The sequence below is a fragment of the Chlorobaculum tepidum TLS genome (assembly GCF_000006985.1).
Classification (GTDB): domain Bacteria; phylum Bacteroidota; class Chlorobiia; order Chlorobiales; family Chlorobiaceae; genus Chlorobaculum; species Chlorobaculum tepidum.
Genome location: NC_002932.3, coordinates 228837 through 243219, shown reverse-complemented (window position 1 = coordinate 243219; position 14383 = coordinate 228837). Strand labels below are relative to the sequence as shown.

Below are 14383 nucleotides of genomic sequence, written 5' to 3'. Positions count from 1 at the left end.
AGTAACAATGGACAAAACAAGGATCGCATTGATCGGCCTGGGTTACGTCGGCCTGCCTCTCGCCGTCGAGTTCGCGAAAAAATTTCCGGTGGCCGGCTTCGACATCAAGCAGGAGCGGATCGAAGAGCTCAACAACGGGTGCGACTCGACGCTCGAAGTCGATGCGGAGGCGCTCGGCGCGGTGCTCACAGCGAGCAACCCGCTGACCGCCGATGGCGACAAGGGCCTCTTCGTCACCTCCTCGATCGCGGAGATCGCCAAAGCGAACATCTACATCGTCACCGTGCCGACACCGACCGACAAGCACAACCGCCCCGTGCTCACCCCGCTCATCCGGGCGAGCGAAACGGTCGGACAGGTGCTCGAAAAGGGGGACATCGTCATCTACGAATCGACCGTCTATCCCGGCGCTACCGAGGAGGATTGCGTGCCGGTGCTCGAACGGGTCTCGGGCCTCACGTTCAACCGGGACTTTTTCGTGGGCTACTCTCCCGAACGGATCAACCCCGGCGACAAGGAGCACACGGTCACGAAAATCAAAAAGGTGACCTCCGGCTCCACGCCCGAAGCCGCCCGCAAAATCGACGAACTGTACGCTTCGGTCATCACGGCGGGCACGCACCTGGCCTCGTCGATCAGAGTCGCCGAAGCGGCCAAGGTGATCGAGAACTCCCAGCGCGACATCAACATCGCCTTCGTCAACGAGCTGGCGATGATCTTCAATCGCATGGGCATCGACACGCTCGACGTGCTCCGGGCCGCCGGGACGAAGTGGAACTTCCTGCCCTTCCGGCCCGGTCTGGTCGGCGGCCACTGCATCGGCGTCGATCCCTACTACCTGGCGCAGAAGGCTCAGGAGTACGGCTACCACCCGGAGATCATTCTGGCGGGCCGCCGCCTGAACGACAACATGGGGCGCTACGTCGCCTCGGAGGTAGTCAAGCTGATGATTTCGCGCGACCTGAAGGTCAAAGGCTCAAAGGTGCTCATGCTCGGCATCACCTTCAAGGAGAACTGCCCCGACATCCGCAACACCCGCGCCGTGGACATTGTGGCCGAACTGCGGGAGTACGGCGCGCAGGTGCACATTCACGACCCCTGGGCTAACCCGGAGGAGGTGCGACATGAATATGGACTCGACTGTATCGACGCGCCGGTCGAAGGCGGTTACGACGCCATCATTCTCGCCGTCGCGCACGCGGCGTTCGCGGAAATGGCCATCGGCAAACTCCGCTCTGGCGATAACGCCGTGATCTACGACGTGAAGGGCGTACTGCCAACCGACGCCATCGACGGCAGACTCTGAGGCATGAAGCTTCTCTTCGTCAACTCCGCGCGGGAGTGGGGCGGCACAGAAAAATGGACGCGGATGGCCGCCCGCAAGCTTTCGGAGCAGCATGAGGTCTCGCTCATCTATCGCAAGGAGGCGGTGGGCAAACACTTCGACCTGCCGAAATTCCGCCTCCCTTGCCTCAGCCACATCGATCTCTACACGCTCTTCCGGATGGTGGCGATCATTCGCCAAAACGGCATCGAGGTCGTCATCCCGACCAAGCGCAAGGACTACCTCCTCGGCGGTCTGGCCGGAAAAATGACCGGCGCGGCGATGATTCTACGCCTCGGCGCGGACCGCAAGCTGAAATGGCCTTGGCAGCGCTTCATGTACCACACCCTCAGCAACGGCATCATCGTCAACGCGAGCAAAATCAAAAAGACCCTGCTCGAAACCGGCTACATCCCCGAAGCGAAGATCCGCGTCATTTACAACGGCCTCGACATCGCCGAACTCGACCGGCGGCGCTCGGAACAGACCGTCGCCAAGCCATTCCCGGTGACAATCACCGGCCTCGGACGGCTCACCTGGAACAAGGGGTACGACTTCCTCATCCGCAGCTTCTCGCGCTTCGTCGAAGCGAGCGGCAACCGTGACGCCGGAATCGTGCTGATCGGCGACGGCGCGCAGAAAAAGGAGTTCGCGAAATTGGCTGACGAGCTGGGACTCGCGGATCGCGTGCTCTTTCCGGGCTTCCAGCAAAATCCTTACTCGTGGCTCGCCGCGAGCGACATTTTTGCCGTCACCTCGACCAACGAGGGCTTGCCCAACGCCCTGCTCGAAGCGATGTACCTCGGCAACGCGCCGATCAGCACGCGGGCGGGCGGCGTTGAAGAGGTGATCGACGACGGCCGGAACGGACTTCTGCTCGACTACGGCGACGAGGAGGCGCTGGCGAGTGCCCTGCAACTGCTCGTCAAATCGCCGGAGCGCCGAGCGGAGTTCGCGCGGCAAGCGACGACGCGGATCGTCGAGCAATTTTCGATGGAGCGGATGGCGAGCGAAATCGCCAGCTTCTGCCGGGAGGTGGCGGCGAAACGATGAGAGAAGCACGTACAGATTTCGATAAATTCCGCAAACCCGCGAACCGGTGAACTTCCTCTTCCTGAACTCCGCGAGTCGCGGATGGGGTGGCAACGAAAAATGGACCAAAATGGCCGCCGAAGCCCTCGCCGATGAACACTTGGTGATGCTCGCGTACCGCGACCCAGCAATCGGCGACCATATCGACGTCCAAAAAGTTCGCCTGCCATTCCGCTGGGAATTCGATCTACCCACCATCTTCAGCCTGGTCAGACTCGTCTGGCGAAAAAAAATCGACATTCTGATCCCTACGAAACGCAAGGATTACGTACTTGCCGGTCTGGTTTGCCGCCTCACCGGAGCAGCAAACATCCTCCGTCTCGGCATCGACCGCCCGCTAAAAAATACGCCTGTTCAGCGACTGATCTACGGTTGGCTGGCCGATGGCATTATCGTCAATGCCGACAAAATTCGGCGAACCCTTGCTCTCTCTCCGTGGATCGACCCGGACAAGGTCAGGGTAATCTACAATGGCATCGACCGGGAAAAACTGGAACCAGACTCCGTGCTGCCCTGTAAAAAACCTTTTTCATTCACGATTGGCGCTGCCGGAGCGCTCATCCCGCGCAAAGGATTCGACTACCTCATTCGCTCTTTCGCCCGCTTTAGCGCTGGCAGCAACGAGATAACCGATGCCGGACTCGTGATCGCGGGAACGGGTCCTGAGCGGGAGTCGCTCGAAAAGCTTGCGGCTGATCTCGGCATCTCTGGCCGGGTGCGCTTTACCGGCCATCTGACCAATCCCTATCCCGTGATGCGCGCCTGCGACCTGTTTGTCTCGGCATCGACATCCGAAGGTCTGGCAAACGTGCTTCTTGAAAGCATGGCGCTCCATTGCGTCCCCGTCAGTACGCTCTCTGGAGGAGCCGATGAGCTGATCGAAGATGGCCGGAATGGCTTTCTTGTCCGCTACGGTGACGAAAAACGGCTTGCGGAGATATTCAGCGAGCTTTACAAAAACCCCGGCAAAATCGCCTCTGTCGCGGCAAATGCACACCAAACGATAATGCAGCGATTCTCGATCGAGCTGATGCGCAAAGACCTGTTCGAATTCTGTTCAGAAATCAATGATCGAAAAAAAGGCACGTGAACATACTCTTCATCAACTCCATTGGCCGCAACAAATTCGGCGGCGGCGAAAAGTGGATGGTCAACGCCGCCAAAGGCTTGACCGATCGCGGCCATAACGTGGTGCTCGCCAGCAAGCGCAACTCCCGGCTGCTCGATTACGCCGCCGGGAGCGGCGTCCGTACGGAGGTGATGGAGATTCGCGGCGACTTCAGCCCCTTGGCGACGCTGAAAATCGCCGCGTGGATGAAACGCCACCAGACCGACATCCTCATCTGCAACCTCAACAAGGATGTGCGCGTGGCGGGCCTCGCCGCGCGGCTCGTCGGGCGGCCCGTGGTGCTGGCGCGACACGGCATGTTGCTGTGCAGCAAGAAATGGAAGCACAAACTCTCGCTCACGCGCCTGACCGACGGCATCGTCACCAACAGCCGCACCATCCGCGAAGCCTACGCCGGGTACGGCTGGTTCAGCGAAAATTTCGTCAAGGTGATCTACAACGGCCTCACTATTCCGGCAGAGGTCACGGCGTTCGACTTCGCCTCGCGCTACCCCGGCAAAAAGATCATCTACAGCGCCGGACGTTTATCGAAACAGAAGGGGTTCGAGTACCTGATCGACGCCGCCGCCATGCTGAAGCGCAAGCGCGACGACCTCCTCTTCGCCATTTCGGGCGAAGGCAAGCTCGAAATCGAGCTGAAAAACAGGGTCGCGGCGCTCGGCCTCAAAGGGTCGTTCGTCTTCCTCGGCTTCACGCCCGACATTTACCCCTTCCTCAAAGGGTGCGACCTCTTCGTGCTGGCGTCGCTTTTCGAAGGGATGCCGAACGTCGTCATGGAGGCGATGGCCATGCAGAAGCCGGTCATCGCCACCGACGTGAACGGCGCGCGCGAGCTGATGGGCGCGAGCCCGGAAAGCCTCGTCTGCGACACCGGTCTCATCATCCCGCCGAAAAATCCGGCAGCCATCGCCGAGGCCATCGAACAAATCATCGACAACCCCGCCCTCCTCGAAGCCTACGGCAAAGCCGGACACCAGCGCGTCGAAACGCACTTCACCGTGCCAATCATGATCGACAATCTCGAAAAACACCTGCAATCGAAGCTCGCTGAAAAAGCCGGGCGGTGCTGACCGGCGCGCCAGTCTGACCACGAGCGATGATGACGGAAAACATGATTACCCGTCATTCCCGACCGTAGGGGCGAACCTGTGTGTTCGCCCTCTTGCGATGGTTATTCAATGGCAATCAGGCAACGAAAGACATGGCGATAAACCAGCGCAAGCGGGGTGGATTGCCGCTTCGCTTCGCAGCATTCCATGAACTGACCGAGGAAGAAGACGGGCACAAAACCCGCTCCTACAATCGAGAATGATTGGTTTTTGTCTGGATGTTCAAGGTTCGCGCGGGGTATCGTGTCCCGACTTGTCGGGATGGCTCGCGATGACGACAGCAAAGGCCATAAAGCTCCCGAGGAAAACGGAGCAATCGCGGCGAGCGCTCAACCGGAGCGGTAACGCGGAACGAGGTGCTCCAGCTCCGGCTCGGTGGTGAAAAGATTGTAGCGGCGGGCCAGCTTGCGGAGCACCTTGACATCGGCGAAAACATGATGCGGAAGATCATGCCCCTTCACCTGCTTGCCGCTGAGGTATTCGTTCCTTTTCCGGACGCCAATACCGCAAATGACGTAGTCAGCAGTCCGGCCATGTTCGGCGATGGCGAAAACGAGCGCGAGAATGCCCGTCGATGGCCTGAAAACAGCCCCGCAATCTTTGCGCTTATTGAGCAGACGCTTCAGGAAAGTGCTTGCCAGCGAACCGGCGTAGCGGATTTTCCTGTCCAGCGGCAGCCGGAAAAAATCGCTCGTGACAATCGGATCATAACAGCCGCTGATTTTGCCGACAAGCGCTCGCCGCTCTTGCGCCGAAACAGCCTCCATGGGAGATTTGAACCCGGCCCCGGCAAGCGTCTCCTTCAGAAATTCAAAATGACCGGTTCTTGTCAGAATCATTTTTTCGGGCCGCGAGGCGAGGACCATCTGAAACTGCCGCTGATTCAACGCTCTATCCGGCACCCCTTCCCTGAACTCTTTAGGATGGATCACATCCGGACTCATAACACTCACCACGCGCGGAAATCGGCTGACCATCTCTGCGTAATAACCGATGGCGGCGTTAGCGCAATAGACCGCGTCTCCCAGAGGAATATCCGCGTTCGGCTTGGAGCCGAGCACCACGACCAGCTTTTTTGTCAAGCTCATGGTTTGAAAAGATTACTGCCAGGAAAATCGATAGACCTGCATAAAGATAAAAAATGGCGTACATTGATTTGCTCGATAACGAAAAATCCCGAAACATCGATGACGCCGGATGCGGCCCGGAAAAACAGCCCGGAGATGAAGCCCCGAAAAAAGAAGAAGCGGCAGTTCCGCCAGCTTTTCGCCCGCTCGCTGCAACGCCTCGCCCGCACGAGAAGCGGCAGCGCCGAATTCAGCGGCCCGTTGCGCTCCGTCGCCATTCTCGCGCAGGAAAAACTCGGCGACTGCGTCTTGCTCACGCCGCTCGTCAGGAATCTGCGGCAGGCCTTTCCCGATCTCGAAATTCACCTCATCACCTTCAGCCGCGCCTCAGCAAATTTCTTCATGAACGACCCGCAGGTCACGGCAGTTCACCTCGTCAAGAAACAGCCCCGGCGCTATTTCCGGGAAGTGCTTTCGCGGAAGTTCGACCTGCTCTTCAACACCAAGGATCACCCCTCGACCTGGTTTTTGCTCCAGTCGGCGCTCATTCGCGCCCGCTTCAAGGTGGGGCACAACAACCCGTTCCACGAAGGACTCTACGACCGCCTGCTCGACACGGAGTTTCACGCCCACATGGCGGTGAAAAATTGCGCCCTGCTCCCGCTGCTTGGCGTCACGGCAGATACAGAGGCGTGCCGCCCATCGCTGCCCGCCATGCCGGTATCAAACGAGATATGGCAACTGCTATCACGGCTGGCAGAAGACATACGTCCGATCGGCGTCAACATCAGCGCGGGCGAGCCGAACCGGCTCTGGACGGAGGCGAAGTGGCGGGCGCTGCTCGAACGCTTCCCCGGTGAGCGCTTCGTGGTGCTCTCCGGGCCGGACGATCTGGATGCCAAGCGCCGCCTCGAAGAGCAGTGCCCGAACGCCGTCGCCTCGCCGCCAACGCGGAACCTCTACGAAGCGAGCTGCATCGTGGCGAAGCTGCGGCTGCTGGTGACGCCCGACACCTCGATGGTGCACGTCGCCTCGGCCACCGGCACACCCGTCGCCGGGCTGTACCGCGAAGCGCCGCAGGACATTTCGCGCTTCGGCCCCTACGCCATTCCGTACGAAATCGTCATCTCGCCGACCGGCGAAGTGAGCGGCATCAAGCCGGAAAGCGTCGCTGACGCCGTGAGGCGGCTCATGGCCCGCGCCATTGGGAGAGAAGCGTGAAATCGTTTAAATTAACGGGCACAATTTCTCCGATCAAGCATCGCCCCTGCACATGACCCTCGTCCTCAACATCACCGCAATCGTGCTCTTTACCGGACTCAGCTTGCTCGTCAAGTACCGCATCAAGCGCTGGAAGCAAAAGCAGCTGCGGCAGCAAAACGATGTCTGGTCGATCGGCCTGTACGAAGGGCCGGATCCCGTCACGCTTTCGCCCGCCGCCGGAATCCGCAATCCGATCCTGACGGCCAAGGAGGTCACCGATGCGCCCGCGAGATTCATCGCCGATCCGTTCATGATAGAGCGGGACGGCGCGTTCCACCTCTTTTTCGAGCTGCTCAACACGAAGCGGAAGATGGGCGAAATCGGCCATGCCGTCAGCGACGACCTGAAAACATGGCGCTACAGCCACGTCGTGCTCCGGGAACGGTTCCACCTCTCCTATCCCTATGTTTTTGAACACGATGGCGAAGTGTACATGATTCCCGAATGCGCCAAATCAAAATCGATCCGCCTCTACCGGGCCGCCTCGTTTCCGGACGACTGGCGGCCAATCGCCACGCTCCTGAGCGGAAACAAACGCGAGGTGGCGCTGCTCGACCCGTCGATCATCTTTCACGACGGCCACTGGTACCTCTTCAGCTACATGCGCAAGGTGAACAATCTCCATCTGCATGTCGCCGAAACGCTCACCGGGCCATGGCGGGAGCATCCGGCAAGTCCGGTCGTCAAAAACAGCGACCACTTCGCGCGACCCGGCGGTCGGGTCGTCAAGAACGGCGCGGCGCTCTACCGCTTCGCGCAGGACGGCCAGCCTCGCTACGGCAGCAAGGTGTGGGGCTTTCGCATCACCGAGCTGACGCCTACCGCCTACCGCGAGGAGGCAGTTTCCGACACGCCGGTCGTCCAAGAAGGAAACGAGGTCTGGAACGGCAGAGGGATGCACACCGTCGATCCGCACCGGATGCCCGATGGCCGCTGGATCGCGCTGGTTGACGGACTGGAAGACAAATTGAGGTCATGATGAATCTGGCGCTCCAAATGCGGACGGGCTTCACGGCAAAATGATACCTATTGAATAAGCAACAAATCCGAGAACTCCCAATGATCCGGATACTCTGTCTGCATCTCGCAGAAAACCAAGCCAGCTACCGTTACCGCGTCGAGCAGTTCCTCCCCTACTGGAAGGAGTACGGCATTGATATGCAGCCACTCCGCATCACCAGTAAAAGCTATCCTGAAAAACTCTCGATTGCGCTCCGTAGCGGAGAGTACGATTACGTCTGGTTGCAACGCAAACCACTGTCCACCATTTTCACCTCGATCATTGCACGAAAAACCCGGCTCATCTACGATTACGACGACGCACTCTATGCTGTCGAAAGCTATCTCAATGGCAAGCCAAAACCGACCCAGCCGGGATCAAAACAGATCATCCGTCGCCTAAACACTGCCCTGAAATACTCGTCACTGGTCTTTGCCGGAAGCGATGCCCTGGCGGAGTATGCTCGCAGGTTCAATCCCGAACACACCTTCGTCGTCCCGACCGCCTACCGAAAACTTCTGGAGCCACCGTCACCAAAGACGACCGATGAGACGGTCACCATCGGCTGGATCGGCAACACCGGCAACCTTTATTTCCTGAAAATGCTTGATCAGGCCGCATCGACGATCCAGCAAAGCCACCCATCGGTCAGATTTTCGGTCATGAGCGGCAAGCCCCCTGAAGGCCTCAAAACCCGCTGGGAGTTCACGCCGTGGTCAAAAGAGGCGGAAGAGAGCTGGCTCGATTCGATCGATATCGGCATCATGCCACTGGAAGATGACGAATGGAGCCGTGGCAAATGCGCCTTCAAACTGCTGCAATACATGGCTCACGGCAAACCAGTCGTAGCCTCGAAGGTGGGCGCGAATACAAAAGCAGTCATCCACGGAATAAGTGGCATACTTGCCGACACTGAAGAAGAATGGGCAAAAGCTTTCGAAGTTCTTATTCTGAATCCAGAACAACGTAAAAATATGGGCCAGGAAAGCCTCCGACACTTTCTGGAAACATACGAACGGCAGCGGGTTCAAGAACAGATGGCAACCATCCTGCACGATCATTTCCGGCAAACGAAAATTCACCATTCACGCTGACCCGACCTGACTGACGACAGAAGAGCAACCGCAAGAGATTGCCCCAACAACATCATGACGTAGCTCTCAGATGACCAACAGCCCCCCCCCAACCGAATCGGGATCGGGATCGGGATAACGATGCTCTTGCCATAGGCCTCACTCCAAACATCTGAAAACAATCCAGAACGCGACACGCTTTTGCAACAAACTTTTTTTTATTACAATTACGAAAACTATTTGTTGACATTCTTAACAATCGTAACCAGCGTGCTCGACCTGACCGATTCACCATTGCTTGGTAAAGGCTCTTCACGGCTCTGTTACTTGCACACCCCGATGACCCCGACAAGTGCATCAAGATCACTTATACCCGTAATCCTGATGTCGAAAAGCAGGAGCTGAAGTACTACCGTCGCCACCAGCGACGCGGTATCTCATGGGAAATGCTGGCAAAAACCTACGGTTCTGTAGAAAACAGCGCGGGTTCGGGCGTGATGTTCAGCCTGGCTCGAGACTTCGACGGTTCGATCTCCCGCACGCTCGATAGCTACCTGGCCGACGACCGGCTCACGCCTCCGGCCACGGTTTTGACGGAACTGTTCAGCAACTTCCGGAGCTACATGCTCAGGGAGCGTATTGTCGTCAGGGAGCTGAAGCCCGACAACATCGTCCTGCAACGCCTGACGCCCAACCAGCAGCGCCTCATCCTGATCGACGGACTCGGCAACAACCAGTGCCTGCCCATCGCAAACTACATGAGCACCTTTGCTAAACGGGTCATTCTGAGAAAATGGAACACGTTTGAAGCCGATCTGCTTAAAAAGTTTCCGGACAACAATACCGTACAACGTGTTATCGCTGGCGGCTGAAAAGAGAGAGCAGGTAACGACGAGCAGACTTTATGATTGCGCTGGCAGCCCGCTTTCGATAGCCTGTCACATAACGATCGTGCCGACCACTGTTCACGGCGCACCTCATCAGTCCGGGCAGATCACGACGCACCGTCTCCCTGAACCTGGCGAACTCCCGTTCATTGTACCACAGGTTATCCATCACGATCTGGTCCAGCGCAAGATTGGAGTGCATGATCTTCGCGACAGGCTCTGGCACGCCCCCCTGCAGAATCTTCCACTCCACCTCGCACTTCGAGAGCATCATGGCCATTCGCTTCTGTGACTCGTTGGAATCATGCATACGCCAGACCGACAATGCTCGTTCACGGTAACAATGAACAGAAATCCCGGCTAAAGCGATCCTGAGATACATATCCCAGTCGTCATGCGGCTGGGTAAAAGAATCGAACAGACCGACACATTCAAAAACCCGGCGATGAATGAGCGGAGTTGAAGAGTATATGAAATTGCCGTCGGCAAGCGGAAAACGAATATCCGGATGCGCTATTTTCCTAAAATACCTATTTGTGACTTTTTTACGATTCTGTTTTATGATTGGCACGCCCTGATTATCGACAATATCCACCGGGGAAATCACCATACACGCCTCCCCTTTAACGGAAATCATAGCCATTTGCTCGGCCAGTTTGTCAGAATACCAGTAATCATCCTGATCCAGAAACGCAATGTACTCGCCACGGCATTGCTTAATGGCAAAATTACGCGTTGCAGCCACCCCTTCATTCGGCTTTGTAAACACCCTGATCCGATCATCGTCCGGCAAAACGCTCTTGAACTCATCACTGCCACCGTCATTAACCAACACCAGTTCAAGCACAGGCATCGTCTGGCCAAGCACCGACAAAACGGCCTGTCTGAAGAATTCAGGCTTGGGATTATACACCGCCATAACAGCCGATACTGAAAAGGGAGTCCCTTCATGATTGGTTTGAAAAGAGCAGCTCATAGGAGTATAGGCTTGTTGTATAGGCTTGTTTTGTAGGGGTAAATGAAGCCGGGGTACTCAGGGATAGAGCAGGGCTTGAAAAAAATAAAAAACCGCAAGCAAAGGTCAAAACACTAAACAAAACACAGTAAAATCACGCCAGCATAATCTGACGAACGGTTCCCTTTGTTTCAGATTATTGCATTATATTAAAGTTTGTGCCATATGAACGAGGGATGTGTCTATCCATGAAGATACTGCTGAGAATACTTCGCTACCTAGCTCCATCGAAAGGGAAAATCGCTCTGGTCATTGTTGTGAGCATGCTTACCTCACTTTTCAGCGTCGTGTCGATCTATTCGATTCTTCCGCTGCTCAACGAGGTTTTTTCCACCAACCAAACGGCCCTCAAAGCCGAACCAGCTACCACCACCCATCCAACGTTGGCCCTGCAAAAAACGAGGCCGCCCCAACCGGATCAGCGTTTATCGACAACAGATGCGACAGGCAAAAACCCCGGGGACAAAACACTCAAAAGCAAAGCCATTCAGCTGAAAACCTGGGCTCTCGAAAAGTTCCAGGCAATGTTCAACGCTCCCACCAAAGAAGAGACGCTCCTAAAAATCTGCCTGTTCCTGATCTCGGCATTCGCCCTCAAAAACCTGTTCATCTATCTAAACAAGCAGATCATTTTCCGCATCCAGACCAAAACTGCCAAGAAACTCCGTGACGACGTCTTCAGCAGTATCATCGAAATGCAGCTCGACTACTTCAACAAGAACCGGGTCGGCAACCTGATGAACTACGTCTATAACGACGTCGAAAACGTCAACAACAGCATCAGCGCGACCTTCGTCAACTTCCTGCAAAACCCTTTTTCCATCATCGTCTTTCTTGCCGTGCTGCTCACGCTGAGCTGGCAATTGACCCTTTTTTCAGCAGTCACGTCGATCTTTATCCTTGTGTTCGTCCGCATGATCGGCAAGAAAATCAGGGGCCTGGCGCGCCGTTACCAGGTAAACATGGGCAACATGAACTCTGTATTGCAGGAAAAATTCAACGGCATCAAGATCATCAAATCCACGGCATTCGAAGAGGTCGAGTTCAACAAGTTCAAGGCGTTCACCAAGGAGTTTCGTACGCTCGGCATACGCATCTCGCAGCTCAAGAACATGATTGGCCCTCTCAATGAAACGCTCATGATTGCGGCCATCGCCATGGTGCTCTGGTTTGGCGGCCTGCAGGTCTTCAACGGCATGATGACCGCCAATGAACTCCTGCTCTTCGCCTTCACGCTGTACTCGACCATGGGACCAATCAAGCAGCTTGGCGACGCAAACACCGCTATCGAGGCCGGACTGGTGTCAGTCGAACGCCTGTTTGAAGTGCTGGACGCCGAACCAGAGATTGTCAACGGCAACCGATCCATCAGTACCTTCAACGAGGCAATTCGTTTCGAGGATGTCTGTTTCAAATACAACAAGGAGGATCCCAACGCCCCGAACATCCTCGATCACGTCTCCTTCGAAATCAAAAAGGGTGAAATGGTGGCGCTCGTAGGCCAGTCGGGATCGGGCAAATCGACAGCTGTCGATCTACTCATGCGCTTCTATGACGTCGATTCGGGGCGCATCACCATCGATAACATTGACATTCGCGAGTTTGATTACAAACAGTTGAGAAAGATGATCGGTGTGGTCAGCCAGGAGGTGATTCTGTTCAACGACACCATCGAGCAGAATATCGCTTATGGCGTCCATGAAGAGATTGAGCACGACCAGATCGAAAAAGCCGCAAAGCTGGCAAATGCGCACCAGTTCATCATGGAAAAACCGGAACAGTACGATACCATGATCGGGGACCGGGGAATTCAGCTCTCAGGCGGCCAGCGCCAGCGCATTGCCATTGCCCGCGCTATGGTCAAGAATCCAGAACTGCTCATCTTCGACGAGGCCACCAGCGCGCTGGACAACGAGTCGGAAAAGGTGGTGCAGGACGCCATCGACCACGCCATGGAAAACCGCACGGCGCTGGTTGTGGCACATCGTCTCTCAACTATCAAGAATGCCGACAAGATCATCGTCATGGAACGAGGAAAGGTGGTCGAAGCTGGCAACCACGCCGCGCTGCTCGAAAAGAATGGCGTGTACAAAATGCTCTACGACATCCAGTTTACGGGACAGGCTGCCAATCGGCAACAAACAACGTGACCTGAAAGACCATGTCTGGCGTGGCGTAGTATCATGGTTAACGCTATAGCATATAGGCTTTTACATATTTCACAAAAAAAACAATGAAGATAGTTGGAATTGTTTTTGCCCATAATGAATGGGGATTGATCGCCGTATCCATATCGCATGCACTGATAAACCATGTAGACGAAGTCTATGTGGTTGACCACGCCAGCACAGACCAAACCTTTCATGGTCTAAACCATCTTAAAAAACTCTGGGGAGAACGTCTTCACATTATAACGATAAACAATATCGGTTTTTTTCAAGAGGCAGCAACCAACACAATAATACAGATATCAAAAAAATCAAACCCTGACTGGATATATGTTTTTGATGCCGACGAATTCTTATTAGTAGACGAATCAACTTCGTTAAGAAAAATACTGTCAAATACAGAAAAATGTCACCAGGCAATCAGATACACAGTCAACAACTATATCTCAACAAGACATTTTAATGACCTCATACTCGATAACTACAAAAACATTATCCATAAATCCGTCCCCAATCCAGAGATAGAGAAAAAGGCAAACACGCGCCCATATAAAAGCCTCACAAAAAACAAAACGATCCCCGAATTGATTTATGATGGAGATGCCACATTTTTTGACATACCATTTCCTTCAAAAGTAATCATAAGACTCAGTGATTTTTTACAAATAACAGCAGGGGCACATTCAGCAATTCACTTCAAAGGCAACGTCCAAGGCAAACACATAAAAGAAATTGAAGCAGCCCACTTAACCTATCCAACAAAGAAACGCCTGCAAAACAAGGCAGAACATGGAGAATTCAAGATAAAAAACAAATTTCCCCCAAACCATGGCTGGCAAAATCAACTTGTTTACAAGATAGCGCAAGAAGGGCGGTTAGACTGGTTCTGGGAGAAGCACTCCATGCCTGACAAGCCAACATCAAAAAGCTTGGGACCAGCGCACATCATTGACCGACGATTCAGCGAAATCATAACAAAAACGACAGACTTTCTTGAAAAGGGTTTTCAATCCGGGGACCTCTCAATGATCGGGGAAAAAACAATCGAAAAAGATAGCGGAGACGAAACGCAAATAAGTATCAGTGAGATGATTATGCTATCAGAAACCCTGCGAACACAAAACACTGCGCTCATTGATAATTTCTATAAAACCTTACAAGAAAAACCGTTGTACAGATTACTAAAAACAGCAAAGCATGTCGAAAGAGAAATAAGAAAAAGAACAAGATTCTGAAACTATTGGCAGACTTGAAAC

The 14383-nt window shown here is 54.8% G+C and carries 12 protein-coding genes; 10 read left to right on the top strand and 2 right to left on the bottom strand.

The features are described 5' to 3' along the window. The first annotated feature begins 7 nt into the window (after window positions 1-7). The 4 genes from AYT24_RS01140 to AYT24_RS01125 are packed head-to-tail and all read left to right on the top strand — an operon-like array spanning window position 8 to window position 4615. Window positions 8-1306, top strand: coding sequence for a nucleotide sugar dehydrogenase (locus tag AYT24_RS01140; RefSeq protein ID WP_010931920.1), 1299 nt, complete (start codon window positions 8-10; stop codon window positions 1304-1306). A gap of 3 nt (window positions 1307-1309) precedes the next feature. Beyond that, window positions 1310-2377 carry a glycosyltransferase gene (locus tag AYT24_RS01135; protein WP_164926821.1) on the top strand — a complete coding sequence of 356 codons (1068 nt, stop codon included), beginning with the start codon at window positions 1310-1312 and terminating at the stop codon, window positions 2375-2377. A 46-nt stretch (window positions 2378-2423) separates the two neighbouring features. Beyond that, entirely contained in the window at window positions 2424-3506 is a 1083-nt protein-coding gene (locus tag AYT24_RS01130) for a glycosyltransferase (RefSeq protein ID WP_164926820.1), read from the top strand. Next, complete coding sequence (locus AYT24_RS01125; RefSeq protein ID WP_010931917.1) at window positions 3503-4615, top strand: glycosyltransferase; 1113 nt, start codon at window positions 3503-3505, stop codon at window positions 4613-4615. Before AYT24_RS01130 ends, AYT24_RS01125 begins: the two co-directional genes overlap by 4 nt. 368 nt (window positions 4616-4983) lie before the next feature. Here AYT24_RS01125 and AYT24_RS01120 read toward each other — a convergent pair whose 3' ends face one another. Continuing rightward, window positions 4984-5742 carry a hypothetical protein gene (locus tag AYT24_RS01120; RefSeq protein ID WP_164926819.1) on the bottom strand — a complete coding sequence of 253 codons (759 nt, stop codon included), beginning with the start codon at window positions 5740-5742 and terminating at the stop codon, window positions 4984-4986. A gap of 135 nt (window positions 5743-5877) precedes the next feature. Here AYT24_RS01120 and AYT24_RS01115 point away from each other — a divergent pair, with 135 nt between their 5' ends. From AYT24_RS01115 to AYT24_RS01100, 4 genes are all read left to right on the top strand, one after another. Then, a complete protein-coding gene (locus AYT24_RS01115) occupies window positions 5878-6942 on the top strand; it encodes a glycosyltransferase family 9 protein (protein WP_164926818.1) in 1065 nt (354 codons plus the stop codon). A gap of 52 nt (window positions 6943-6994) precedes the next feature. Further along, window positions 6995-7963, top strand: a complete 969-nt coding sequence (locus tag AYT24_RS01110) for a glucosamine inositolphosphorylceramide transferase family protein (RefSeq protein ID WP_010931913.1) — start codon at window positions 6995-6997, stop codon at window positions 7961-7963. An 80-nt stretch (window positions 7964-8043) separates the two neighbouring features. After that, window positions 8044-9078, top strand: coding sequence for a glycosyltransferase (locus tag AYT24_RS01105; protein WP_164926817.1), 1035 nt, complete (start codon window positions 8044-8046; stop codon window positions 9076-9078). A gap of 299 nt (window positions 9079-9377) precedes the next feature. Then, window positions 9378-9929: a YrbL family protein gene (locus tag AYT24_RS01100; RefSeq protein WP_226986877.1), complete on the top strand. Its 552-nt coding sequence runs from the start codon at window positions 9378-9380 to the stop codon at window positions 9927-9929. Here AYT24_RS01100 and AYT24_RS01095 read toward each other — a convergent pair. Further along, the gene (locus AYT24_RS01095) at window positions 9913-10920 is read right to left on the bottom strand and encodes a glycosyltransferase family 2 protein (RefSeq protein WP_164926816.1); all 1008 of its coding nucleotides are present in this window, start codon (window positions 10918-10920) and stop codon (window positions 9913-9915) included. The genes AYT24_RS01100 and AYT24_RS01095 overlap by 17 nt on opposite strands. Before the next feature lie 227 nt (window positions 10921-11147). Between AYT24_RS01095 and AYT24_RS01090 the strand changes: the two genes are divergently transcribed. Together AYT24_RS01090 and AYT24_RS01085 are read left to right on the top strand one after the other, a co-directional pair. Next, window positions 11148-13109, top strand: a complete 1962-nt coding sequence (locus AYT24_RS01090; RefSeq protein ID WP_164926815.1) for an ABC transporter ATP-binding protein — start codon at window positions 11148-11150, stop codon at window positions 13107-13109. Window positions 13110-13192: 83 nt separating this feature from the next. Continuing rightward, window positions 13193-14362 carry a glycosyltransferase family 2 protein gene (locus tag AYT24_RS01085; protein ID WP_164926814.1) on the top strand — a complete coding sequence of 390 codons (1170 nt, stop codon included), beginning with the start codon at window positions 13193-13195 and terminating at the stop codon, window positions 14360-14362. Window positions 14363-14383: the final 21 nt, after the last annotated feature.

What these genes read in the sequence shown, in the direction of transcription:
- AYT24_RS01115 (WP_164926818.1), top strand. Translation starts at nt 5,878, where the DNA reads ATGAAGCCCCGAAAAAAGAAGAAGCGGCAGTTCCGCCAGCTTTTCGCC.
- AYT24_RS01090 (WP_164926815.1), top strand. Translation starts at nt 11,148, where the DNA reads ATGAAGATACTGCTGAGAATACTTCGCTACCTAGCTCCATCGAAAGGG.
- AYT24_RS01140 (WP_010931920.1), top strand. Translation starts at nt 8, where the DNA reads ATGGACAAAACAAGGATCGCATTGATCGGCCTGGGTTACGTCGGCCTG.
- AYT24_RS01105 (WP_164926817.1), top strand. Translation starts at nt 8,044, where the DNA reads ATGATCCGGATACTCTGTCTGCATCTCGCAGAAAACCAAGCCAGCTAC.
- AYT24_RS01120 (WP_164926819.1), bottom strand. Translation starts at nt 5,742, where the DNA reads ATGAGCTTGACAAAAAAGCTGGTCGTGGTGCTCGGCTCCAAGCCGAAC.
- AYT24_RS01095 (WP_164926816.1), bottom strand. Translation starts at nt 10,920, where the DNA reads ATGAGCTGCTCTTTTCAAACCAATCATGAAGGGACTCCCTTTTCAGTA.
- AYT24_RS01110 (WP_010931913.1), top strand. Translation starts at nt 6,995, where the DNA reads ATGACCCTCGTCCTCAACATCACCGCAATCGTGCTCTTTACCGGACTC.
- AYT24_RS01135 (WP_164926821.1), top strand. Translation starts at nt 1,310, where the DNA reads ATGAAGCTTCTCTTCGTCAACTCCGCGCGGGAGTGGGGCGGCACAGAA.
- AYT24_RS01085 (WP_164926814.1), top strand. Translation starts at nt 13,193, where the DNA reads ATGAAGATAGTTGGAATTGTTTTTGCCCATAATGAATGGGGATTGATC.